At 69.4% G+C, this 18652-nt stretch carries 29 protein-coding genes; 27 read left to right on the top strand and 2 right to left on the bottom strand.

The features are described 5' to 3' along the window. Nucleotides 1-81 precede the first annotated feature (81 nt). Nucleotides 82-1116 (bottom strand): Holliday junction branch migration DNA helicase RuvB, encoded by a 1035-nt coding sequence (gene ruvB / locus AAFX79_00975; GenBank protein MEO1007120.1) that lies wholly within the window; start codon nucleotides 1114-1116, stop codon nucleotides 82-84. Then, the gene (locus tag AAFX79_00980) at nucleotides 1113-2633 is read right to left on the bottom strand and encodes a hypothetical protein (protein MEO1007121.1); all 1521 of its coding nucleotides are present in this window, start codon (nucleotides 2631-2633) and stop codon (nucleotides 1113-1115) included. Before AAFX79_00980 ends, ruvB begins: the two co-directional genes overlap by 4 nt. A 247-nt stretch (nucleotides 2634-2880) precedes the next feature. On the opposite strand from AAFX79_00980, the gene rpsJ reads away from it, so the two are divergent. From rpsJ to AAFX79_01115, 27 genes are all read left to right on the top strand, one after another. After that, nucleotides 2881-3189 (top strand): 30S ribosomal protein S10, encoded by a 309-nt coding sequence (gene rpsJ / locus AAFX79_00985; protein MEO1007122.1) that lies wholly within the window; start codon nucleotides 2881-2883, stop codon nucleotides 3187-3189. 37 nt (nucleotides 3190-3226) lie between these two features. Then, nucleotides 3227-3940 (top strand): 50S ribosomal protein L3, encoded by a 714-nt coding sequence (rplC, locus tag AAFX79_00990; GenBank protein ID MEO1007123.1) that lies wholly within the window; start codon nucleotides 3227-3229, stop codon nucleotides 3938-3940. Nucleotides 3941-4231: 291 nt separating this feature from the next. Further along, a complete protein-coding gene (gene rplD / locus AAFX79_00995; GenBank protein ID MEO1007124.1) occupies nucleotides 4232-4954 on the top strand; it encodes a 50S ribosomal protein L4 in 723 nt (240 codons plus the stop codon). Next, nucleotides 4954-5232, top strand: a complete 279-nt coding sequence (rplW, locus tag AAFX79_01000; protein ID MEO1007125.1) for a 50S ribosomal protein L23 — start codon at nucleotides 4954-4956, stop codon at nucleotides 5230-5232. Before rplD ends, rplW begins: the two co-directional genes overlap by 1 nt. Before the next feature lie 21 nt (nucleotides 5233-5253). Further along, entirely contained in the window at nucleotides 5254-6114 is an 861-nt protein-coding gene (rplB, locus tag AAFX79_01005; GenBank protein MEO1007126.1) for a 50S ribosomal protein L2, read from the top strand. A 42-nt stretch (nucleotides 6115-6156) separates the two neighbouring features. Beyond that, a complete protein-coding gene (rpsS, locus tag AAFX79_01010; GenBank protein MEO1007127.1) occupies nucleotides 6157-6444 on the top strand; it encodes a 30S ribosomal protein S19 in 288 nt (95 codons plus the stop codon). A gap of 267 nt (nucleotides 6445-6711) precedes the next feature. Continuing rightward, nucleotides 6712-7047, top strand: coding sequence for a 50S ribosomal protein L22 (gene rplV, locus AAFX79_01015; GenBank protein ID MEO1007128.1), 336 nt, complete (start codon nucleotides 6712-6714; stop codon nucleotides 7045-7047). After that, nucleotides 7047-7754 (top strand): 30S ribosomal protein S3, encoded by a 708-nt coding sequence (gene rpsC / locus AAFX79_01020; protein ID MEO1007129.1) that lies wholly within the window; start codon nucleotides 7047-7049, stop codon nucleotides 7752-7754. The genes rplV and rpsC overlap by 1 nt, the downstream gene beginning before the upstream one ends. 18 nt (nucleotides 7755-7772) lie before the next feature. Then, nucleotides 7773-8201, top strand: coding sequence for a 50S ribosomal protein L16 (gene rplP, locus AAFX79_01025; protein ID MEO1007130.1), 429 nt, complete (start codon nucleotides 7773-7775; stop codon nucleotides 8199-8201). Between the two features lie 61 nt (nucleotides 8202-8262). After that, on the top strand, nucleotides 8263-8466 hold the full coding sequence (rpmC, locus tag AAFX79_01030) for a 50S ribosomal protein L29 (GenBank protein MEO1007131.1): 204 nt from the start codon (nucleotides 8263-8265) through the stop codon (nucleotides 8464-8466). Nucleotides 8467-8551: 85 nt separating this feature from the next. Then, nucleotides 8552-8842, top strand: coding sequence for a 30S ribosomal protein S17 (gene rpsQ, locus AAFX79_01035; GenBank protein ID MEO1007132.1), 291 nt, complete (start codon nucleotides 8552-8554; stop codon nucleotides 8840-8842). A gap of 58 nt (nucleotides 8843-8900) precedes the next feature. Further along, complete coding sequence (gene rplN, locus AAFX79_01040) at nucleotides 8901-9287, top strand: 50S ribosomal protein L14 (protein MEO1007133.1); 387 nt, start codon at nucleotides 8901-8903, stop codon at nucleotides 9285-9287. Beyond that, nucleotides 9287-9646 (top strand): 50S ribosomal protein L24, encoded by a 360-nt coding sequence (rplX, locus tag AAFX79_01045; GenBank protein MEO1007134.1) that lies wholly within the window; start codon nucleotides 9287-9289, stop codon nucleotides 9644-9646. The genes rplN and rplX overlap by 1 nt, the downstream gene beginning before the upstream one ends. 73 nt (nucleotides 9647-9719) lie before the next feature. Further along, nucleotides 9720-10364, top strand: coding sequence for a 50S ribosomal protein L5 (gene rplE, locus AAFX79_01050; GenBank protein MEO1007135.1), 645 nt, complete (start codon nucleotides 9720-9722; stop codon nucleotides 10362-10364). A gap of 5 nt (nucleotides 10365-10369) precedes the next feature. Then, the gene (locus AAFX79_01055; GenBank protein MEO1007136.1) at nucleotides 10370-10555 is read left to right on the top strand and encodes a type Z 30S ribosomal protein S14; all 186 of its coding nucleotides are present in this window, start codon (nucleotides 10370-10372) and stop codon (nucleotides 10553-10555) included. 41 nt (nucleotides 10556-10596) lie between these two features. Further along, the gene (gene rpsH / locus AAFX79_01060; GenBank protein MEO1007137.1) at nucleotides 10597-10995 is read left to right on the top strand and encodes a 30S ribosomal protein S8; all 399 of its coding nucleotides are present in this window, start codon (nucleotides 10597-10599) and stop codon (nucleotides 10993-10995) included. Nucleotides 10996-11021: 26 nt separating this feature from the next. Then, a complete protein-coding gene (gene rplF, locus AAFX79_01065; GenBank protein ID MEO1007138.1) occupies nucleotides 11022-11573 on the top strand; it encodes a 50S ribosomal protein L6 in 552 nt (183 codons plus the stop codon). Between the two features lie 58 nt (nucleotides 11574-11631). Then, nucleotides 11632-11994, top strand: coding sequence for a 50S ribosomal protein L18 (gene rplR, locus AAFX79_01070; GenBank protein ID MEO1007139.1), 363 nt, complete (start codon nucleotides 11632-11634; stop codon nucleotides 11992-11994). 58 nt (nucleotides 11995-12052) lie between these two features. After that, nucleotides 12053-12670 (top strand): 30S ribosomal protein S5, encoded by a 618-nt coding sequence (gene rpsE / locus AAFX79_01075; protein MEO1007140.1) that lies wholly within the window; start codon nucleotides 12053-12055, stop codon nucleotides 12668-12670. A gap of 69 nt (nucleotides 12671-12739) precedes the next feature. Beyond that, on the top strand, nucleotides 12740-13321 hold the full coding sequence (gene rplO, locus AAFX79_01080; protein ID MEO1007141.1) for a 50S ribosomal protein L15: 582 nt from the start codon (nucleotides 12740-12742) through the stop codon (nucleotides 13319-13321). 69 nt (nucleotides 13322-13390) lie between these two features. Then, on the top strand, nucleotides 13391-14785 hold the full coding sequence (gene secY, locus AAFX79_01085; GenBank protein MEO1007142.1) for a preprotein translocase subunit SecY: 1395 nt from the start codon (nucleotides 13391-13393) through the stop codon (nucleotides 14783-14785). Beyond that, nucleotides 14782-15594, top strand: a complete 813-nt coding sequence (locus tag AAFX79_01090; GenBank protein ID MEO1007143.1) for a methionyl aminopeptidase — start codon at nucleotides 14782-14784, stop codon at nucleotides 15592-15594. The genes secY and AAFX79_01090 overlap by 4 nt, the downstream gene beginning before the upstream one ends. Nucleotides 15595-15668: 74 nt before the next feature. Further along, nucleotides 15669-15785, top strand: a complete 117-nt coding sequence (gene ykgO, locus AAFX79_01095; GenBank protein ID MEO1007144.1) for a type B 50S ribosomal protein L36 — start codon at nucleotides 15669-15671, stop codon at nucleotides 15783-15785. Nucleotides 15786-15839: 54 nt separating this feature from the next. After that, on the top strand, nucleotides 15840-16217 hold the full coding sequence (gene rpsM, locus AAFX79_01100; GenBank protein MEO1007145.1) for a 30S ribosomal protein S13: 378 nt from the start codon (nucleotides 15840-15842) through the stop codon (nucleotides 16215-16217). Between the two features lie 53 nt (nucleotides 16218-16270). Continuing rightward, nucleotides 16271-16648, top strand: a complete 378-nt coding sequence (gene rpsK / locus AAFX79_01105; protein ID MEO1007146.1) for a 30S ribosomal protein S11 — start codon at nucleotides 16271-16273, stop codon at nucleotides 16646-16648. A 172-nt stretch (nucleotides 16649-16820) separates the two neighbouring features. Next, nucleotides 16821-17831: a DNA-directed RNA polymerase subunit alpha gene (locus AAFX79_01110; GenBank protein MEO1007147.1), complete on the top strand. Its 1011-nt coding sequence runs from the start codon at nucleotides 16821-16823 to the stop codon at nucleotides 17829-17831. Nucleotides 17832-17930: 99 nt separating this feature from the next. Beyond that, on the top strand, nucleotides 17931-18638 hold the full coding sequence (locus tag AAFX79_01115) for a bL17 family ribosomal protein (GenBank protein MEO1007148.1): 708 nt from the start codon (nucleotides 17931-17933) through the stop codon (nucleotides 18636-18638). Nucleotides 18639-18652 lie beyond the last annotated feature (14 nt).

Raw genomic sequence — 18652 nt, forward strand, 5'->3', positions numbered from 1 at the left:
CAGCCAGGTGGACCTGCCGCAATACACCTCGTCATTGGTGGGGCGCCGTAACCTGATGCTCTCGTACCGACCGCCGATGGACTAGGGCGAGAAGAGCACGTCGCTTTCTCCCTCGGACCGCACCTCCACCCCCACGTGCCGCGCCCCGGCCTCGGTCAACTCCCGTCCGCGGCGGTGCCGTGCGACGAAGCCGAGCTTGAGCAGGAAGGGCTCGATCATGTCCTCGAGGGTGCCGGGGTCCTCGTTCATGGTGGCGGCCAGGGCGTCGAGGCCGACGGGGCCGCCCTTGTAGGTCGTGCCGATGGTGGTGAGGTAGGCACGGTCGAGGTCGTCGAGGCCGAGGTCGTCCACGCTCTCCAGGGCGAGCGCCTCGTCGACGATGGTGGCCGTGGCCGCGCCGTCGCCGCGGACGGCCGCGAAGTCCCGCACGCGGCGGAGCAGCCGGTTGGCGATGCGGGGCGTGCCCCGGCTCCGGCGCGCAATGGCGGCGATGGCGGCGGCGTCGATCGCCAGGTCGAGCAGCCCCGCCGACCGCTCGACGATGGCGGCGAGCTCGGCCTCCTCGTAGAAGCGCAGGTGGTGCACCAGGCCGAATCGGGACCGCAGCGGTGCGCTCAGCAGGCCGGCCCGGGTGGTCGCGCCGATGAGCGTGAAGGGCTTGCAGCGGATCTGCACGGTGCGGGCGTTGAGGCCGGCGTCGAGCGTGACGTCGACGCGGAAGTCTTCCATGGCTGGATACACGAATTCCTCGACGGCCGCCGGCATGCGATGGACCTCGTCGATGAACAGGATGTCGCCGGCCTCCAGCTTGGTAAGGGCACCGACGAGGTCGGTGCCGCGGCTGAGCGCCGGCCCGCTGGTGACGTGCACGCGGGTGCCCATCTCGGCGGCGATGACGTGCGCGAGCGTGGTCTTGCCCAGCCCGGGCGGGCCGTGCAGCAGCACGTGGTCGAGCGATTCGCCGCGGCTGCGGGCGGCCTCGATGGCGATCGCCAGGCGTTCGAGCGTCTCGCGCTGGCCGACGTACTCGCCGATGCGCGTCGGGCGGAGCGCCCAGCCGGCGTGCTCCTCGGTGGCGCCGGCGGAGGCCGGATCGACCAGCCGCTGCACGGTCACGGGCCGCCTCCTCGACCGGTCTGGGCCGAGCCCGTGGGCAGGCCCTTGCGCCGCCAGAGGTCGAGCAGCTTGTCGCGGGTGGTCGCCTGCCAGCGGGTGCCGTCGGGTCGGTCGGTGCCGAGGGGCGTGCCGTCGCGCTCGAAGAGCGTGATGGAGGCGGCCGCGTCCTCGCCGGCCGAGCCGAAGTCGGCGACGAGCTGCCAGGCGGCGGCGCCATCGGCGGCGTCGAGCGCAAACCGCCGGAAGCGGATGCCGTCGTCACCTCCCGCGTAGGCGTAGAAGCCGTACTCCGCGGGCGCGCCCACGCCGACCAGCAGCTGGGGCAGCAGGTACAGCTCGACCTGCGACAGGTAGCCGCGGGGTGGCACCGCGGGCTTGAGCGTGTTGGAGATCGCGCCGCGGCGGGCGATGTTCATGTCGTCGCCCTGCCGCGACCCGTACTCGGTGGTCACCACGCGGCGCTCGCCGGCGGTGATGGCCGTCGAGGTGATCCACGCCTCCTCGGTGCGGTCGTACGACAGGAAGCAGGTAGACCGCGTGTCGACGATGGTCCGCACGCCGCCGGCGCCGGGCGGATCGATCAGCCGGCCGTCGAGCTGCACCAGGAACCCGGGCCGCTGCTCGTCGGCGTTCCAGCTCTCGCGGTCGGTTTCTGGGTTGATCTCGCCGCGGAAGCCCTCCCAGGCACGGATGCGGCGGTAGCCCCGCTCCGTGGCGTCTGTGTCCAGGCCCGTGGACGCCGGGGTGTACAGCCGATCCCAGCGGCCATTGACGGCCTCGAGCGCCCGGGCGTAGTCGACCTGCCCGAGGTTGCCCAGCAGCGTCATGCCCGCCTCGATGGCCAGGGCGCGCTCGGCGGCGACGGTCGCGTTCGCAGTGAACCGCGCGGTGCCCAGCGAGGCGAGGTAGGCCAGCCGCGCCTCCCGCTGGTCCTCGGGTTCGCAGGTCAGGTCGAAGCTGACCATCTGGCCCGCGCCGGCGTCGATGAGGGTGTACATGCGGATGCGCTCGCGGGCGTCGGCCCCCTCGGGGAAGGACACGTAGAACCGCGACGCCGGCCGCCCGCCGACGAGCAGCCCCGTCTCGCGGAGCAGCACGCGGGCGGCGTTGGTTTCGCGGCCGTCGTCGCCGTCCACTCGGTAGCCGGCCAGCAGCGTCTCGAGGATGCTCTCGGTCAGGTCGTCCACGAAGGTGCGACCGTCGGGCGACGGGCCCGCTCGCGCGGGCATGTCCACCCGCCGGGGCGGCGCCTGCACGATCAGGATCCAGCGGCCGTCGAAGGGCGAGACCTCGATGGTGGGGATGTTGCCTCGGTCGGCCCGGAAGGAGGTGGCGTCGGCGGGGATGTCGGCCTGGAGGCCCACCTCTGGAAGCACCAGCGGCGTGTTGCCCATGACGACGCTGCTGGGGCCGTCGGCCGCGTCCTGGGCGGCCGCCCCCGCATCCGTCGCGGCGCTGAGGACGGCCAGCGGCAGCCAGGCGATCAGCGGGCTCCATCGCGGGATCCGTGCGCGCATCGTCGAGCGTCCTTTCTGCGGCGGCGGGCGTGCGGGCGGCTGCGGACCGTAGCGCGACGGACCGGCTGCCCGCCCGATTGCGATATTCTGGAGTTGTACGCGGTTGACCGGGGGAGGTTGGCAACTATCCTTCCCTCCGCGCCGGTGGCGGGGCTTCGGCCCCTGGCGTGATGGGCAGCGTGATGGACGCCCCGGGGTCGTATCCCCCGGGTCTCCGGCACAGGTCTGGCAGGAGGTTGGCCGGCTCATGCAAGGCGGTCGCATTCGTATTCGGATGGAGGCGTACGACCACATCGCGCTCGACGCGTCGGCGCGCGAGATCGTGGATCACGCCAAGCGGACCAACGCTCGTGTCGCGGGCCCGGTGCCGCTGCCGACCCGCATCGAGCGGTACACGGTGCTCCGCGGCCCGTTCATCGACAAGAAGAGCCGCGAGCAGTTCGAGATCCGCACGCACAAGCGGATCATCGACATCCACGAGCCCAACGCCCGCACGGTCGAGGCGCTCAACCGGCTCGTCGTGCCCGCCGGCGTGTTCGTGAAGATCAAGGCCTAGGGCGCCGCAAGGGCCAAGCGTAAGGAAGTCGCGGATCATGCCACTCCCCGGTAAAGCCAGCAGCGACGTCGGCCTGATGGGCACCAAGGTCGGCATGACCCGCGTCTACACCGAGGCGGGCGTCTCGATCCCGGTGACGGCCATCGAGGTCGGGCCCTGCGTGGTCACCCAGATCCGCACGCCCGAGACCGACGGCTACTCGGCGGTGCAGATCGCCTTCGGCGACGCCAAGCCCCGTCGCGCCACCTTCCAGATGATGGGTCACGACGCCAAGGCCGGCACCGGACCCAAGCGCTTCCACGCCGAGCATCGCGTGGCCGAGGACGCCGCCGGCGAGTTCGAGCTGGGCCAGGAGCTCGGCGTCGACCGGATGCAGTCGGTCAAGTACATCGACGTGACCGCCACGAGCAAGGGCAAGGGCTTCGCCGGCACGATGAAGCGGCACAACTTCAAGGGCCTGCGGGCGAGCCACGGCGTCGAGCGGAAGCACCGCGCCCCGGGCTCCATCGGCGGCCACGCGAACAACGCGGGCAAGAGCGGCCGCATCAAGAAGGGCAAGAAGATGAACGGCCAGATGGGCAGCGAACGGGTGACCGTGCGCAACCTGGAGGTCGTGCGGGCCGAGCCCGAGCGGAACCTGCTGCTGGTCAAGGGCGCGGTGCCCGGGGCCAACGGCTCGCTGGTGCACATCCGGCCATCGGTGCGGCTGCGGCCGACGCTGGCCAAGGCCCAGGCCGAGGCGGCCGGATGAGCGTGATTCGAGGATTCGTCGGACCGTCGGCGGCGTAAGCCGGCGGCCCGGCCCGGTCGGTCGCACGAGCGATACCGCCGGGCGAGGACAAGCAACGCGGGGCTCGCGGTCGCAACCGCGGGCCCCGAGGACGGACGGCCGAGTCTGATCCGAGTTCACCCCCGCCGGCCTCTTCGAGGTGTCGGCGGGGCCGACCCCCGGGCAACCGAGGGGCGGCCCGACAGGGGCGGACCGGTGCGGCGAGGATGGTCACCACGACGGTGGCCTCGAGAGGCGTCGGGAGCGAGCACGATGGATGTGCCGGTCTACAACATGCAGGGCGACGAGGTCGGCTCCATGCCGATCGATGAGGCCGTGCTGGGCGGGAAGGTCAACCCGCAGCTCATCAAGCAGGCGTACGTGCTCTACCACGCCAACCTCCGCCAGGGTTCGGCCCGGACGCGGGGCCGCGGCGAGATCAAGGGCTCGACCCGCAAGATCTACAAGCAGAAGGGCACGGGCCGGGCCCGCCACGGCAACCGCAAGGCGCCGCAGTTCCGCAGCGGCGGCCACGCCCACGAGAAGAGCCGCGGCCGCGAGGGCTTCCGCCAGGCGATGCCCAAGAAGATGCGCCGCAAGGCCAACCTCAACGCGTTGCTGGCCAAGCTGGTCGACGGCGAGCTGAAGATCATCGACAAGATCCAGCAGGACGCCCCGTCCACCAAGGGCATGGTCGCGATGCTCCAGGCTCTCGGCATCGATCGCACGGTGCTGCTGGCGCTGCCCGAGGGCTCGATCGACTGCAGGCTCAGCGCCCGCAACATCGACGACGTCACGCTGTGCCGCAGCGACCAGCTGACGGCGTGGAACCTGCTCAACCACCGCTACGTGATCGTCGAGCGTGCCGAGCTCGAGGCCTACCTCGCCGGCCCGCACACCCAGACCGGAAAAGATGCCAAGATCGAGCCCCGCGGCCGCCAGCAGGATGGCGACGCGGGGTCTTCGGTTGATGGACGCGATGGGGGGGCCGCCTGATGCATCCCAGCCAGGTCATCAAGAAGCCCATCATCACCGAGGCCAGCACCCAGACGATGGCCGACGACAATCGCTATACGTTCCTCGTCGATCGGCGGGCCACCAAGACCGACGTCAAGCACGCCGTCGAGTCACTCTACGGCGTGAAGGTCACCGGCATCAACACCCAGGTCCGCAAGGGCAAGGTGCGTCGCCTGCGGTACGGCTACGTGCAGGAAGCGGCGACCAAGAAGGCCATCGTTCGGCTGAACGAGGGCCAGACCATCGACCTGTTCTAGGGCCCAGGGGAGAGCGCGCACATGGCCATCCGAGTCTACAAGCCGACCACGCCCGGGCGCCGCAACGCGTCGGTGAACCTGCACGTCGAGGTCGACAAGAAGAAGCCCGAGAAGTCGCTGCTGGCCCCGCTGACCAAGACCGGCGGCCGCAACCACTCGGGCAAGATCACCGTCCGCGGCCGCGGTGGTGGCGCCAAGCGGATGTATCGCAAGATCGATTTCCGCCGCGGCGATCGCGACGGCATCGCGGGCACGGTCATCGGCATCGAGTACGACCCCAACCGCTCGAGCCACATCGCCCTGGTGGAGTACACCGACGGCGTGCGGCGCTACGTCATCGCACCCAAGGGGCTCAAGACGGGCATGCCGGTGCTCTCGTCGAGCGACGAGGCAATCGAGCCCAACGTCGGCAACTGCATGCCGCTGAAGTTCATCCCCACGGGCCTCGAGGTCCACTGCGTCGAGCTGCGGCCCGGCAAGGGCGGCCAGATGTGCCGCTCGGCGGGTTCGTCGGCGCGGCTGACCAACCGTGAGGGCCGCTACGCCACGCTGGTGCTGCCCTCGGGCGAGATCCGCCGCGTGCCCATCGAGTGCCGCGCCGTGATCGGCGTGGTGGGCAATTCGGACCACCAGCAGCGGCGGCTGGGCAAGGCCGGCCTGACGCGGCACCTGGGCCGCCGGCCCATCACCCGCGGCGTCGCCAAGAGCCACCACGCCCACCCGCTGGGCGGCGGCGAGGGCCGCAGCAAGGGCAACCGCACGCCGGTGAGCCCGACGGGCGTGGACGCCAAGGGCGGCGGCACCCGCAACAAGAAGCAGCACAGCACGCAGCTGATCATCCGCCGCCGCAAGAGCAAGCGGTACGGGCAGCTGTCGAAGTAGGCCGTCGATGGGAACGCAGATGCACGCCAGGGAGCGCACGTCATGAGTCGCAGCAGCTGGAAGGGCCCGTACGTCGACGAGAAGCTCTTCAAGAAGATCATGAAGCAGGAAGAGGCGGGCGAGCGCGAGCCCATCAAGACCTGGGCCCGTCGCTGCACCATCGTTCCCGAGTTCGTGGGCCACACCTTCCAGGTGCACAACGGCCGCGTCTTCAACGAGGTGTTCGTCACCGAGGACATGGTGGGCCACAAGCTCGGCGAGTTCTCGATCACCCGCACCTTCCGCGGGCACACGAACAAGAAGGAAGGCATCAAGTCGGGCAAGAGGTAGCCCGCGGCGACGCAGCACACCGTGCGACGAGCCCCGATCCGCGATCAGGAGTGACCCGTGAGACTTCGGCACGACAGACTGAAAGCCCTGGCCGATGAGGCCGGCGCGACCGTCGAGACCCTCGCCGAGGCCGTCCGTCCGCTCGGACTGGCGGGCGACAAGGCCGACTCGGCCGTCCGCAACTGGCTGGCGGGCCGGCCCAAGCCCACGTGCAAGGCCGCCCACATCCGGGCGCTGGCTCGCGCGGTCAACGCCGAGCCCCGCGACATCGCCCGCTTCGTCAGCAAGGTCCGCGGGCACCGCGGCAGCACCCAGAAGGCGCGGCTCGTGGCCGACCTGATCCGCGGCAAGACCGTGGACGAGGCGCTCAACCTGCTGCACTTCAGCCAGAAGCGGGCGTCGGAGAATCTGTCCAAGGCGCTCAACGCCGCCATCGCCGACGCCGAGCAGGCCGACGCCGACGTGACCGAGCTGTTCGTCTCCGAGAGCCGGGTCGACGAGGGCGCCCAGATCAAGCGGTTCCGTCCGAAGGACCGCGGCCGGGCGCACCCCATCATCAAGCAGACCAGCCACATCACCGTGGGCGTCGAGGAGCGTGCCTAATGGGCCAGAAGATCCACCCATTCGGATTCCGCCTGGGCGTGACCGAGGCCCACCGCAGCCGCTGGTACGCCCCCAAGGCGATCTACGGCGAGCTTCTGGTCGAGGACCAGAAGATCCGTGAGTACCTCGACAAGCGGCTGAACCGCAACCCGGGCCGGCCGCACGCCGCGGTGGCCGCCGTGGAGATCGAGCGGACCCGCGAGGAGCTGGTCGTGCTGGTGCGCACGGCCCGTCCGGGCGTGGTGATCGGGCCGAAGGGCGCCGAGGTCGAGCGGATGACCGAGGAGCTCCAGCTGATGACGGGCCGCAAGGTCCAGATCAAGATCCTGGAGATCAAGAACCCCGACCTGAGCGCCCAGCTGGTGGCGGCCAACATCGCCGAGCAGCTCAGCCGCCGCTCCAGCTTCCGCCGCGTCGTGAAGATGCGGGCCGAGGGCGTGATGCAGAACGGCGCCAAGGGCGTGAAGATCCAGATCTCGGGACGCCTGGGCGGGGCCGAGATGAGCCGCCGCCTCGACGTGCGTCTGGGCTCGCTGCCGCTGTCGACGCTGCAGGCCAACGTGGACTACGGCTTCGAGGAGGCCCGCACCGCCGCGGGCCGCATCGGCGTCAAGGTGTGGATCTACAAGGGCGAGTACCAGCAGCAGAACGAAGAAGAGACCTCGCGTGCCGCGGGCGCCCGCGTCCGCAGCCGGGGCCGCAGGTAGGAAGGGCACGGGACCGCTATGCCGCCATACAAGATCCCAAAGCGCGTCAAGTTCCGCAAGGAGTTCCGCCGCGTCCGCGACCGCAAGGCGACGCGGGGCAACTACGTGGCCTTCGGCGACTTCGGCCTGCAGGCGATGGAGGGCTGCTGGCTGAAGAGCAACGTGATCGAGGCCGGCCGCATCGCCGCCCAGCGGGTGCTCAAGCGCGAGGGCAAGCTGTACATCCGCGTGTTCCCCGACAAGCCGGTGAGCAAGAAGCCCCTCGAGCAGCGGATGGGCAAGGGCAAGGCCGACGTGGACTACTGGGCCGCGCGGGTCCGCCCCGGCACCATGCTCTACGAGCTGGCCGGCGTGCCCGAGGAGCAGGCACGCGAGGCCATGCGCCGCATGGCCATGAAGATGCCGGTCAAGTGCCGCTTCGTGAAGCGGCGGACGACGGTGGGTTGAACGGGTGGACCGGTGGCGGGGGCGCCCCGATGCGGGTGGCCCAGGATTCGGAGATTGTGCGATGACCGGCGAAGACGTCCGCAAGCTGGAGAACAGCGAGATCCAGGCCGAATTGGTCCGCCTGCGCAAGCGGCTGTTCACCCTCCGCGTCCAGGCGACCACCGAGAAGGTGGAGGACAACAGCGAGTTCGGCAAGGTCCGCAAGGACATCGCCCGCCTGCTGACCGAGCGCAGCTCGAGGCTGCAGGCGGCCAATGCCGGCTAGCGGAATTCGGGACGGTTCTGGAGCGAGCACGCAACCGGGTACGGGACGCATCGGAGCACACCGTGGCACACGAGAACATCCACGCATGAGCGAGCACACCACCAACACCGCGACGGCCGGGGACAAGGCCAAGGGCGCCCGCGTCGGGGAGGTCACCTCGGCCGCCCGCGACAAGACCATCAAGGTCGTCGTCAGCTACGTGGCGAGGCACCCCAAGTACGGCAAGTACGTCCGCCGCCGCACGGTGCTGCACGCCCACGACGAGGACAACGCCGCCCGCGTGGGCGACCGCGTGGAGGTCGTGCCGTGCCGGCCCATGAGCAAGACCAAGTCGTGGCGCCTGTCCCGCGTCGTGCGGCAGCAGCCGGCGGACTGACCGCCCCGCGGATCCGGGGCACCACCCCGGGCCGCACGAAAGGATCCGGAGCGCAGCAATGCTTCAGCAGGAATCACGATGCGAGGTGGCGGATAACTCGGGCGCGAAGATCGCCTACGTCATCCGCGTCTACGGCCGGACGAGCGCCAGCGGCCACAACACCCGCCCCGCGGCGGGCGTGGGCGATCGCGTGCTGGTGTCGGTCAAGAAGGCGCTGCCGGGCGCGGACGTCAAGCCGGGCGACATGTCCAAGGCCGTCGTCGTCCGCACGAAGAAGAACACCCGCCGGGCCGACGGCTCGTACGTCAAGTTCGACAGCAACGCGGTGGTGCTGATCAACCCCGAGGGCAACCCGCGGGGCACCCGCATCTTCGGGCCCGTCGCCCGCGAGCTGCGCGAGAAGAACTACATGAAGATCGTTTCGCTCGCTCCGGAGGTGGTGTGATGCCTAGGCACGTCCGCAAGGGGGACCAGGTCGTGGTCACCGCCGGCGACCACAAGGGCAAGACCGGCGAGGTCATGCGGGTCGATGTCGCCCGCGACCGCGTCTACGTCAAGGGCCTGAACCTCCGCACCCGCAACGTCAAGCCCACGCGGCTCAATCCGCAGGGCGGGCAGGTGACCAAGGAGGCCCCGTTCCACTTGTCCAACGTCAGCCCCATGGCGGGCGGCAAGCCGACGCGGGTCCGCTTCGAGACCGACGGCGAGGGCCGCAAGAAGCGGGTCGCGGTCCGCACGGGCGAGACGCTCGCGGTGGTCGCCCGCCGCAAGGACGGCGAGACCGCCACGAAGGACACGCTGTAGGCACCGGGAACCAACCGGGAACCAGAGGAATCGGGACCACCTCCGAAGTCCAGCACGACGCACGAGAGCAGCCATGGCCAAGAAGAAAGACAAGCAGGACGATCCCGCGGTGCAGGAGGCCGCCTCCCCCCGGAAGGAGCCGCCGCGTCTGCGGCAGCGCTACCTGACCGAGGCCCGTGCGGCGGTCACCAAGGAGTGCGGCGTCACCAACCCGATGGCGATGCCGGTGCTCGACCGCATCGTCATCAACGTCAACATGGGCCGCTTCCTCGATGGCGCCAAGCTGCCCCCCAACGTGCGGCAGACGGTGGTCGACACGCTGACGCAGATCACCGGTCAGAAGCCCGTGGTCGTCAAGGCCAAGAAGAGCGTGTCGAACTTCAAGGTCCGCGAGGGCATGGAGACGTCGGCCATGGTCACGCTCCGCCGCGAGCGGATGTGGGACTTCCTGGACCGCTTCGTCAACCTGGCCACGCCCCGCATCAAGGACTTCCGGGGGCTCAACGAGAAGGCCTTCGACCGCGCGGGCAACTACTCGGTGGGCCTCAACGAGCAGGGCGTGTTCCCCGAGATCAACATGGCCGAGGTGAACTTCACCCACGGCATGAACATCAACTTCGTGTTCCGCAACTCGGACCGCGAGAAGAGCAGGGTGGTGCTCGAATCGCTCGGCATGCCCTTCCGCAAGCCGGTGCAACCCAAGAAGAAGGCGGGCTGATCGAGATGGCGACCAAGGCGCAGATCGCAAAGAGCAGGCGCGAGCCGAAGTTCTCGACGCGAAAGGTGAGGCGGTGCGAGCTGACCGGCCGCCCCCGCGGCGTGTACCGCAAGTTCCGCATCAGCCGCATCATGCTGCGGAAGCTCGCCCACGAGGGCAAGATCCCGGGCATGCGGAAGTCCAGCTGGTAGTGCGAGCGGTTTCGGTTCGAGCGGTTAGGTAAGGAGCCACGATGTCGGTCAACGACCCCATCTCGGACATGCTCACGCGGGTGCGCAACGCCCTGCGGAACCGCGCCAAGCGGGTGGACTGCCTCAACAGCAAGGTCTGCCGCGGCGTGGCCCAGGTGCTGCAGGACGAGGGCTACGTGGAGGGCTACGAGGTCGTCGAGGACGGCCGACAGGGCCTCATCCGCGTCAAGCTGCGGTACGGGTCCGCGGGCGAGCCCATGATCGCCTCGCTCGAGCGAGTCAGCAAGCCCGGCCGCCGGGTGTACAGCGGCGTCGACGAGTTGCCTCGCCCGCTGCAGGGCATGGGCATCGCCGTCGTCTCCACTAGCCACGGCGTGATGAGCGACCGCAAGTGCCGCGAGCGGCGCGTCGGCGGCGAGCTCCTCGCGGTCATCCAATAAGGGCAGGCAAGGGAAGGACCAGAGCCATGTCTCGCATCGGCAAGCAACCAGTCGCGGTGCCCGGCGGCGTCAAGGTCGCGGTGAGCGGCCAGACCATCACCCTCGAGGGGGCCAAGGGCACCCTTACGCACGAGGCCCACCCGCTGGTGAGCGTCGCGTGGGACGAGGGCGCCAAGACGCTCAGCTTCTCGGTGCCCGAGGGCATGGAGGGCCAGCGCGAGGCCAAGAGCCTCTGGGGCACCACGCGGTCGATCGTGAGCAACCACATCGTCGGCGTCACCAAGGGCTACCAGAAGATCCTCGACGTCCAGGGCGTGGGCTACACCGCCGCGGTGGAGGGCAACCGCCTGAAGCTCGTCGTCGGCTTCGCCAACCCGGTCTTCAAGACGATCCCCCAGGGCGTCGAGGTCAACGTCGAGAAGCAGGCGATCACGGTCACGGGCTACGACAAGCAGGCCGTCGGCCAGTTCGCCGCCGAGGTCCGCGCGGTCCGCAAGCCCGAGCCGTACAACGGCAAGGGCATCAAGTACCGCGACGAGCAGATCATCCGCAAGGAGGGCAAGACCGCCGCCGGCTGATCGCCGGCTCCGGTCGGCCCGGGCGTTGCTCCGGGACCGCAGCATCGAGGGACACCCGATGGACAGGCAGAAGGCCAAGCAAACCAGGCGGACCCGCCGACGCATCGGCATCCGCAAGCGCGTCGCCGGCACGGCGGACATCCCCCGGCTGTGCGTGTACCGCTCGCTGCGGCACACCTACGCCCAGGTCGTCGACGATCTGCAGGGCGTTACGCTCGCGTCCGCCTCGACGATGGACAAGGGCTTCTCGGCCGAGGCCACCGGCAACGTCGACGCCGCCAAGGCCGTGGGCTCGCTCATCGCCGAGCGGGCCAAGGCCAAGGGCGTCGAGAAGGTGGTCTTCGATCGTGGGGGCTTCCGCTACCACGGCCGCGTGCAGGCGCTGGCCGACGCCGCACGAGAGGGCGGCCTGAAGTTCTGATGCCCCCCGCACCCGGCCCCGCACCGCGACGCCGCACGATTCGCACGAAGGACGCACCATGCCCGAGATGATCGACGAAGCCGGACAGATCGAGTCCACGACGGTCAACATCTACCGCACCGCCGCCACCGTGAAGGGCGGCCGCCGATTCAGCTTCGGCGCGCTGGTGGTGGTGGGAGATCGCCGAGGCAAGGTCGGCTACGGCTATGCCAAGAGCAAGGAAGTGCCCCAGGCCATCGAGAAGGCCCAGCGGCAGGCCCGCCGCCAGATGGTCAGCGTGAAGCGTCTGGGCACCACCGTGCCCCACGAGATCGAGGCGACCTACTCGGCCTCCAAGATCCGGCTGATGCCCGCCACGCCCGGCACCGGCATCGTCGCGGGCGCCACCGTCCGCGCCGTGCTCGAGATGGCCGGCTTTGCCGACTGCATCACCAAGAGCCTGGGCTCGGGCAACAAGCTCAACGTCGTCAAGGCGACCATCGACGGGCTCGCCAAGATGCGCACCATCGAAGAGGTCGCCGAGCGGCGGGGCGTCGACCTGGGCCAGTCGACCATCGCCCAGCGGATCGAGCGGGCCCGCGCCCTGACCGGTGCCGGCATCGCCACGCCCGACGCGGCACCCAAGGCGACCGGCGACGGCGAAGAGGGCGGCGACGCCTCGCCGACGGACAATTAGCCAGGACACCCGCACGCCGCAGATTCGATTCCCGGAAGCCCGACTCGGAAGCCCCAGAGGATTGACGCCATGATGATCCACGAGATCACCGCACAGGCCGGCCGCTACAAGAAGCGCAAGCGCATCGGCCGCGGACCTGGCAGCGGTGGCAAGCGTGCCGGCCGCGGCCAGAAGGGCGCCGGCAGCCGCCGTGGCTATTCCAAGCGGCACCAGGACGAGGGCGGCCAGATGCCCCTGTTCCGCACGATGCCCAAGTTCGGCTTCACGAACGCCAAGTTCAAGACGCTGTTCTGGATCGTGAACATCAAGGACATCGTCGAGCACGAATCCTTCGCCAAGGGCGGCGTGGTTTCCCCCGACACGCTCATCGAGGCCGGCCTGATCCGCGACACCAGCCGCGACGTCAAGATCCTGGGCAACCCCCCGGAGGGTGGACTGTCGGTCAAGCTCGAAGTCACCGTCAGCCGCGTCAGTGGGCCGGCCCGTGCGATGATCACCGACGCGGGCGGCTCTGTGACCGAGACCGGCACCCGCCGCGATCGCGTCCGCGGCATCGACCGCAACAGCGACGACAAGACCCCGAAGAACCTGACCAAGAAGCTCCGCCGGCCTAATCTCGAGAGGCGGCAGGCGGCCAAGGCCAAGAAGTAACCGAGCGGGCCGCCGAGCCCGCCGGCCCCGCGGCGGCACGCGGGCGGCCCCGCCGGCGACGGAGCGTCGATGATCCAGGCCCTGTTCAACGTCTTCCGCATCCCCGAGCTGCGCAACAAGGTGCTCTTCACCCTGGGCATGCTCGCGGTCTATCGCATCGGCTTCTGGATCCCGCTGCCCGGCGTCGACCAGCAGCAGCTGGTCACCTACTTCGAGACCCAGCAGGAGTCCGGGGGCGCCCTCAGCCGCCTGACCGACTACATGTCGGTCTTCAGCGGCGGATCGCTCTCGCAGTCGACCATCTTCGGACTGGGCATCATGCCCTACATCTCGGCGGCCATCATCTTCCAGCTGCTGGGGTCGGTCATCCCCCGCCTCAAGGCCCTCCGCGACGAGGGGCCCACGGGCTTCCAGAAGATCCAGGAGTGGACGCGGTACACCACCGTCGGGCTGTGCATCGTGCAGGCCATCGGCTGGCTGTACTTCATCACCAGTCCGGGCAACAACCTGGTCTACGCCGAGTGGCGCTCCAACCCGCTGTGGTGGACGATGGCCGTCACGGCCCTGACCGCCGGCACCGTCTTCCTGATGTGGCTGGGCGAGCAGATCGATCGCTTCGGCATCGGCAACGGCATGTCCATGATCATCATGGCCGGCATCCTCGCGGGCATGCCCAACGCCGTGGTCTGGGTGTACGACAACTTCGATCCCACGCAGCCCGACAAGCTCAACTGGCTGAGCATCATCCTGCTGCTGGGCGGGTTCGTCGTCGTCGTGGCGGGCTCGGTGCTCATGACCGTGGCCCAGCGGCGGATCCCCATCCAGCAGGCCAAGCACACCCGCGGCCGACGCACCTTCGGCGGCCAGCGGAGCTACCTCCCGCTCAGGGTCAACCATGGCGGCGTGATGCCCATCATCTTCGCCAGCTCGCTGATGATCTTCCCGTCGGTCATCTTCCAGGGCTTCAGCGACGCCACCCGCGAGACGGGCGGCATCTTCCACGGCATCGCCAACTGGTTCAGCTCGGCCTTCCAGTACGGCCAGTTCCCCTACGTCATGGTCTTCGTGGTCATGACCTACTTCTTCAGCTACTTCTGGATCACCGTGCAGTTCAATCCAGAGGAAATCAGCAAGCAGATGCGCGACAACGGCTCGTTCATCCCGGGCCTGCGTCCCGGTCCGCGAACGGCCGAATACCTCGAGACCGTGATGGAGCGGCTGACCTACGTCGGCGGCGCGTTCCTGGCGGTCATCGCCGTGCTGCCGATGCTGGTCAGCAACGCCATGGGCATCCCCTTCTTCGTGACGCAGTTCCTGGGCGGCACCGGCCTGCTGATCGTGGTCGCCGTCATCCTGGATTTCGTCCAGCGGATCGAGGCCAACCTGCTCATGCGCAACTACGCGGGGTTCCTGGGCGGCGAGGACGGCGCCGGCAAGGGCCCGAGGCTCCGCGGACCGAGGTGAGCCCGGCCCGGGGATCCCGGCTGCGCGGCCCGCAGCTCTATTCGCCGGAGGACATCGAGTGCCTCGATCGCGTCGCCCGCCGCGCACGATCGGGGCTGTCGGCATTGCTCGAGCTGTGCAGGCCCGGAACGACGCCCGCATCCATCGCGGAGGCCTGCGCCAAGAACACGCGTCTCGCCCACGAGCGGACCCCGATGATGGGCATATCCAATCGCAAGGGCGAGGTCTTCGGCGAGCCCTGCGCGATCAGCGTCGATGACGCAGTCGCCCACGCCCGGTCCCATCGACGAAGCCTCCGACGCGGCCAGCTCGTGTCGGTCGACCTCATGCTCTCCGTCGGGGGCTGGTGCGCGGACGTGGCCGACACCGTCGTCGTTGGTGGTGTCGGACATCCGCTGCTCGAGGCCCTGGATGGCGTGTGGGAGGCCGGCCTCGCAGCGATGGCGCCGGGCCGGGACTGGGCCGAGGTGGCCCGGGCGATGGCGGACGCCGCGGAGTCCTCGGGCGTCCGGCTGGTGCGGGGGCTGGCGGGCCACGGCATCGGCCGGGCCTGCCACGAACTGCCCGTGCTGCCGCTGACGCCCGGGGACGCCGATCCGCCGATTGCGCTGCGGCCCGGGATGGTCCTGACGCTGGAGCCGGCCGTCACCACCGGCTCGGGGGAGATCGTGGAGGCCGGTGATGGGTGGGCGCTCCGGACGGCCGACGGGCATCCGGCCGCCGTCCGCGAGCGGATGGTGGCCGTCGGGGTGGGCCGCGTGCGGGTTCTGGGGGGCTCTGATGGTGACTCGGCGTCGGGTCTGGGGTAGAATCTCTTTCGCAGCCGACGGGTCGTCGTCTGCGGCAGGTATGTCGGAGCGCTCGGTTCCAGGGGTGGTGTGCGATGAAGGTCAAGGCGAGCGTCAAGCGGCGATCGAAGGACTGCCAGGTCGTTCGTCGGCGTGGCCGGGTGTACATCATCAACAAGAAGAACCCCCGCTTCAAGCAGCGCCAGGGCTGAGGGCCCGGCCCGAGGGCCGATCGGTCTGAACTCGGTCTGAACGAGGAGCATCGCGTGCCGCGTATCGCAGGTGTCGACATCCCGGATCGCAAGAAGATCTACTACGCGTTGCAGTACGTGCACGGTATTGGCCCGAAGTTCGCGGCCGACATCCTGGCCGAGGCCCAGATCGAGCCGAGCCGCAAGGCCAACGACCTGACCGAGCAGGAGGTCGCCCAGATCGGCGCGATCATCGACAACGGCTACCGCGTCGAGGGTGCGCTGCGTCGCCAGGTCGGCGAGAACATCCAGCGGATGAAGGACATCCGCTGCTACCGCGGCGAGCGGCACCGCCGGGGCCTGCCCGCCCACGGCCAGCGCACCCGCTGCAACGCCCGCACGCGGAAGGGCCGCAAGAAGACCGTGGCCGGCAAGAAGGGCGTCAAGGGCTGATCGAGTTCGTGCCGCCGCGGTGATCGCGTCGGCGTGTGCCTTGGAGGGCATCCGTGGCGAAGAAGACCAAGAAGGTCCGCAGGAACGTCGTGCGTGGCATCATCCACGTCAAGGCGACCAGCAACAACACGATGATCACCATCACCGACGCCAACGGCGAGACGCTGGCGTGGGATAGCGCGGGCACCATCGGCTTCAAGGGCGCCCGCAAGGCCACGCCCTTCGCCGCCACCCGCGCCGGCGAGAGCGTGGGCCACAAGGTCCGCAAGATGGGCATGAGCGAGGCCGAGGTCCGCATCCGCGGCACCGGCGGCGGCCGCGAGGCCGCGGTCAACGGCGTCGTCTCCACCGGCATCCGCGTGACGGCCGTCGAGGACCACACGCCCGTGCCCCACAACGGCTGCCGACCCCGCAAGAAGCGGCGCGTCTAGCTACCGATTCGGTCACTCGCCGCGGCCGATCCCGAGGATCCAGCCGCGGCCGGTTCGTGCATCGTCGCCCGGAAAGAAGAAGCATCCGGCCATTCGCCAGCGGCGCCGGGTGGATTCGTGAGCCGGGCGATCGCTCATCCAAGGGCCTCCGCTGGCGATCGAGGTAAACACCATGCGCGTTCGCTGGCGTGGCCTGGAACTCCCCACTCGTGTTGTCGCCGATGCCAAGACCAAGGCGCCCGACTTCGGCCGCTTCACGGTCGAGCCCTTCGAGCGTGGCTTCGGCACCACCATCGGCAACAGCCTCCGCCGCATCCTGCTGGGCTCCATCGAGGGCGCCGCGGTGACGGCCGTCAAGATCAAGGGTGCCGAGCACGAGTTCACGACGCTGTCGGGGGTGCTCGAGGACGTCACCGACATCGTGCTGAACGTCAAGAACCTCGTGCTGCGGCTCGAGGGCGACGAGCCCCGCGTCATGCACCTGGCGGCGCAGGGCCCCGGCGAGGTGACGGCCGACCTGATCGAGGCTGACACCAACATCACCATCGTCAACAAGGACCTGGTGCTCGCGACGCTGACCAGCGAGATCGACTTCGAGATGGAACTGCACGTCGCCAAGGGCCGCGGCTACGTGCCGGCGACCGAGCACCTGTCCCGCCGCGACGAGCAGGAGATCGGGCTGATCCCCGTCGACTCGATCTTCAGCCCCGTGCACCGCGTCCGGTACCACGTCGAGGACACCCGCGTGGGCCAGTTGACCAACTACGACAAGCTGGGCATGGACATCTGGACCGACGGCACGGTGACGCCCGAGATGGCGCTCGTCGAGGCCGCCAAGATCCTCCGCAAGCACCTCAATCCCTTCGTGCAGTACTTCGAGCTGGGCGAGCAGCGCGTCAGCGAGGAGGCCGCGGCCGCCGCGGGCGTCGACGAGGAACTCATCCGCAAGCTCAACATGCCCCTCAGCGAGCTGGAGCTGTCCGTCCGGGCCAGCAACTGCCTGGAGACCGCCCGCATCGACACCGTCGGCCAGCTGGTGCTCCAGACCGAGCAGGACCTGCTCAAGCTCCGCTCCTTCGGCCGCACCAGCCTCCGCGAGGTCAAGAAGAAGCTCACCGATCTGGGCCTCGAGCTGGGCATGGAGCTGCCCGACGGCTACACCGCCGAGGTCGCGGCCACCTGACACGGCGGGCCCCGGGGTTCGCACGGGGCCTATCATCTCGGCCCGTCGCGTGGAGGCACGCCGCGGGCCCTAAACCACACTCCGGAAGGGGTTTTGGCGATGAGACACCGCAAGGCGGGCTTCAAGCTTGGTCGCACCCGCACGCACCGCACGGCGATGCTGCGGAACATGGCCGCCTCGCTCTTCGAGCACGGCCAGATCGTGACTAGCGTGCCCAAGGCCAAGGCGCTCCAGCCCTTCGTCGAAAAGATCATCACCAAGGCCAAGAAGGGCGACCTGCACAGCCGCCGCCAGGTCGTCGCCATGCTCGGTCGCGACCGCCGCGCCTTCGACTGGCTCTACGTCTCCAAGAACGCCGAGGAGGACGAGCGCAACCGCGTGCAGGATCTGCGGGAGCGGGCCGAGAAGTTCTTCGACGTGCCCGAGAGCGACCAGGTCGAGCGCAACCGCTACGGCGAGATCCGCAAGGCGCCGCGGCTCGTCCGCCACATCTTCGAGAACGTGGCGCCGCGCTTCGAGGATCGCCCGGGCGGCTACACCCGCATCATCCGCATCGGCTACCACCGGCTGGGCGACGCGACCGAGATGTGCGTGATCCAGTTCGTCGGGGCCGAGGAGGGCCCGGAGATCGGCGGCAACCCCAGCCGCCGCCGCCGCCAGGCCGACAAGCGGGCCGCCTACAACGCCCAGCTTCGCAAGGCCCGCGGCGGGGATGAGAGGGCCGCGGCCACCGTCGCCGAGGACGCTCCGGAGCCCACCGAGCCGGCGTCCGACGAGTCGAATTCGTCGGAAGAGAAGAGCGAGTAAGGCCAATCGCGATC

This window comes from Planctomycetota bacterium (genome assembly GCA_039819165.1).
GTDB lineage: Bacteria > Planctomycetota > Phycisphaerae > Phycisphaerales > UBA1924 > JAHCJI01.

What these genes read in the sequence shown, in the direction of transcription:
- AAFX79_01115 (MEO1007148.1), top strand. Translation starts at nt 17,931, where the DNA reads ATGAGACACCGCAAGGCGGGCTTCAAGCTTGGTCGCACCCGCACGCAC.
- rpsH (MEO1007137.1), top strand. Translation starts at nt 10,597, where the DNA reads ATGTCGGTCAACGACCCCATCTCGGACATGCTCACGCGGGTGCGCAAC.
- rplO (MEO1007141.1), top strand. Translation starts at nt 12,740, where the DNA reads ATGATGATCCACGAGATCACCGCACAGGCCGGCCGCTACAAGAAGCGC.
- rplE (MEO1007135.1), top strand. Translation starts at nt 9,720, where the DNA reads ATGGCCAAGAAGAAAGACAAGCAGGACGATCCCGCGGTGCAGGAGGCC.
- rplR (MEO1007139.1), top strand. Translation starts at nt 11,632, where the DNA reads ATGGACAGGCAGAAGGCCAAGCAAACCAGGCGGACCCGCCGACGCATC.
- rplD (MEO1007124.1), top strand. Translation starts at nt 4,232, where the DNA reads ATGGATGTGCCGGTCTACAACATGCAGGGCGACGAGGTCGGCTCCATG.
- rplP (MEO1007130.1), top strand. Translation starts at nt 7,773, where the DNA reads ATGCCGCCATACAAGATCCCAAAGCGCGTCAAGTTCCGCAAGGAGTTC.
- rplN (MEO1007133.1), top strand. Translation starts at nt 8,901, where the DNA reads ATGCTTCAGCAGGAATCACGATGCGAGGTGGCGGATAACTCGGGCGCG.
- AAFX79_01110 (MEO1007147.1), top strand. Translation starts at nt 16,821, where the DNA reads ATGCGCGTTCGCTGGCGTGGCCTGGAACTCCCCACTCGTGTTGTCGCC.
- rpsS (MEO1007127.1), top strand. Translation starts at nt 6,157, where the DNA reads ATGAGTCGCAGCAGCTGGAAGGGCCCGTACGTCGACGAGAAGCTCTTC.
- rpsQ (MEO1007132.1), top strand. Translation starts at nt 8,552, where the DNA reads ATGAGCGAGCACACCACCAACACCGCGACGGCCGGGGACAAGGCCAAG.
- rpsE (MEO1007140.1), top strand. Translation starts at nt 12,053, where the DNA reads ATGCCCGAGATGATCGACGAAGCCGGACAGATCGAGTCCACGACGGTC.
- AAFX79_01055 (MEO1007136.1), top strand. Translation starts at nt 10,370, where the DNA reads ATGGCGACCAAGGCGCAGATCGCAAAGAGCAGGCGCGAGCCGAAGTTC.
- rplF (MEO1007138.1), top strand. Translation starts at nt 11,022, where the DNA reads ATGTCTCGCATCGGCAAGCAACCAGTCGCGGTGCCCGGCGGCGTCAAG.
- rplB (MEO1007126.1), top strand. Translation starts at nt 5,254, where the DNA reads ATGGCCATCCGAGTCTACAAGCCGACCACGCCCGGGCGCCGCAACGCG.
- rpmC (MEO1007131.1), top strand. Translation starts at nt 8,263, where the DNA reads ATGACCGGCGAAGACGTCCGCAAGCTGGAGAACAGCGAGATCCAGGCC.
- rpsC (MEO1007129.1), top strand. Translation starts at nt 7,047, where the DNA reads ATGGGCCAGAAGATCCACCCATTCGGATTCCGCCTGGGCGTGACCGAG.
- rpsJ (MEO1007122.1), top strand. Translation starts at nt 2,881, where the DNA reads ATGCAAGGCGGTCGCATTCGTATTCGGATGGAGGCGTACGACCACATC.
- rplC (MEO1007123.1), top strand. Translation starts at nt 3,227, where the DNA reads ATGCCACTCCCCGGTAAAGCCAGCAGCGACGTCGGCCTGATGGGCACC.
- secY (MEO1007142.1), top strand. Translation starts at nt 13,391, where the DNA reads ATGATCCAGGCCCTGTTCAACGTCTTCCGCATCCCCGAGCTGCGCAAC.
- rplX (MEO1007134.1), top strand. Translation starts at nt 9,287, where the DNA reads ATGCCTAGGCACGTCCGCAAGGGGGACCAGGTCGTGGTCACCGCCGGC.
- rplW (MEO1007125.1), top strand. Translation starts at nt 4,954, where the DNA reads ATGCATCCCAGCCAGGTCATCAAGAAGCCCATCATCACCGAGGCCAGC.
- ykgO (MEO1007144.1), top strand. Translation starts at nt 15,669, where the DNA reads ATGAAGGTCAAGGCGAGCGTCAAGCGGCGATCGAAGGACTGCCAGGTC.
- AAFX79_00980 (MEO1007121.1), bottom strand. Translation starts at nt 2,633, where the DNA reads ATGCGCGCACGGATCCCGCGATGGAGCCCGCTGATCGCCTGGCTGCCG.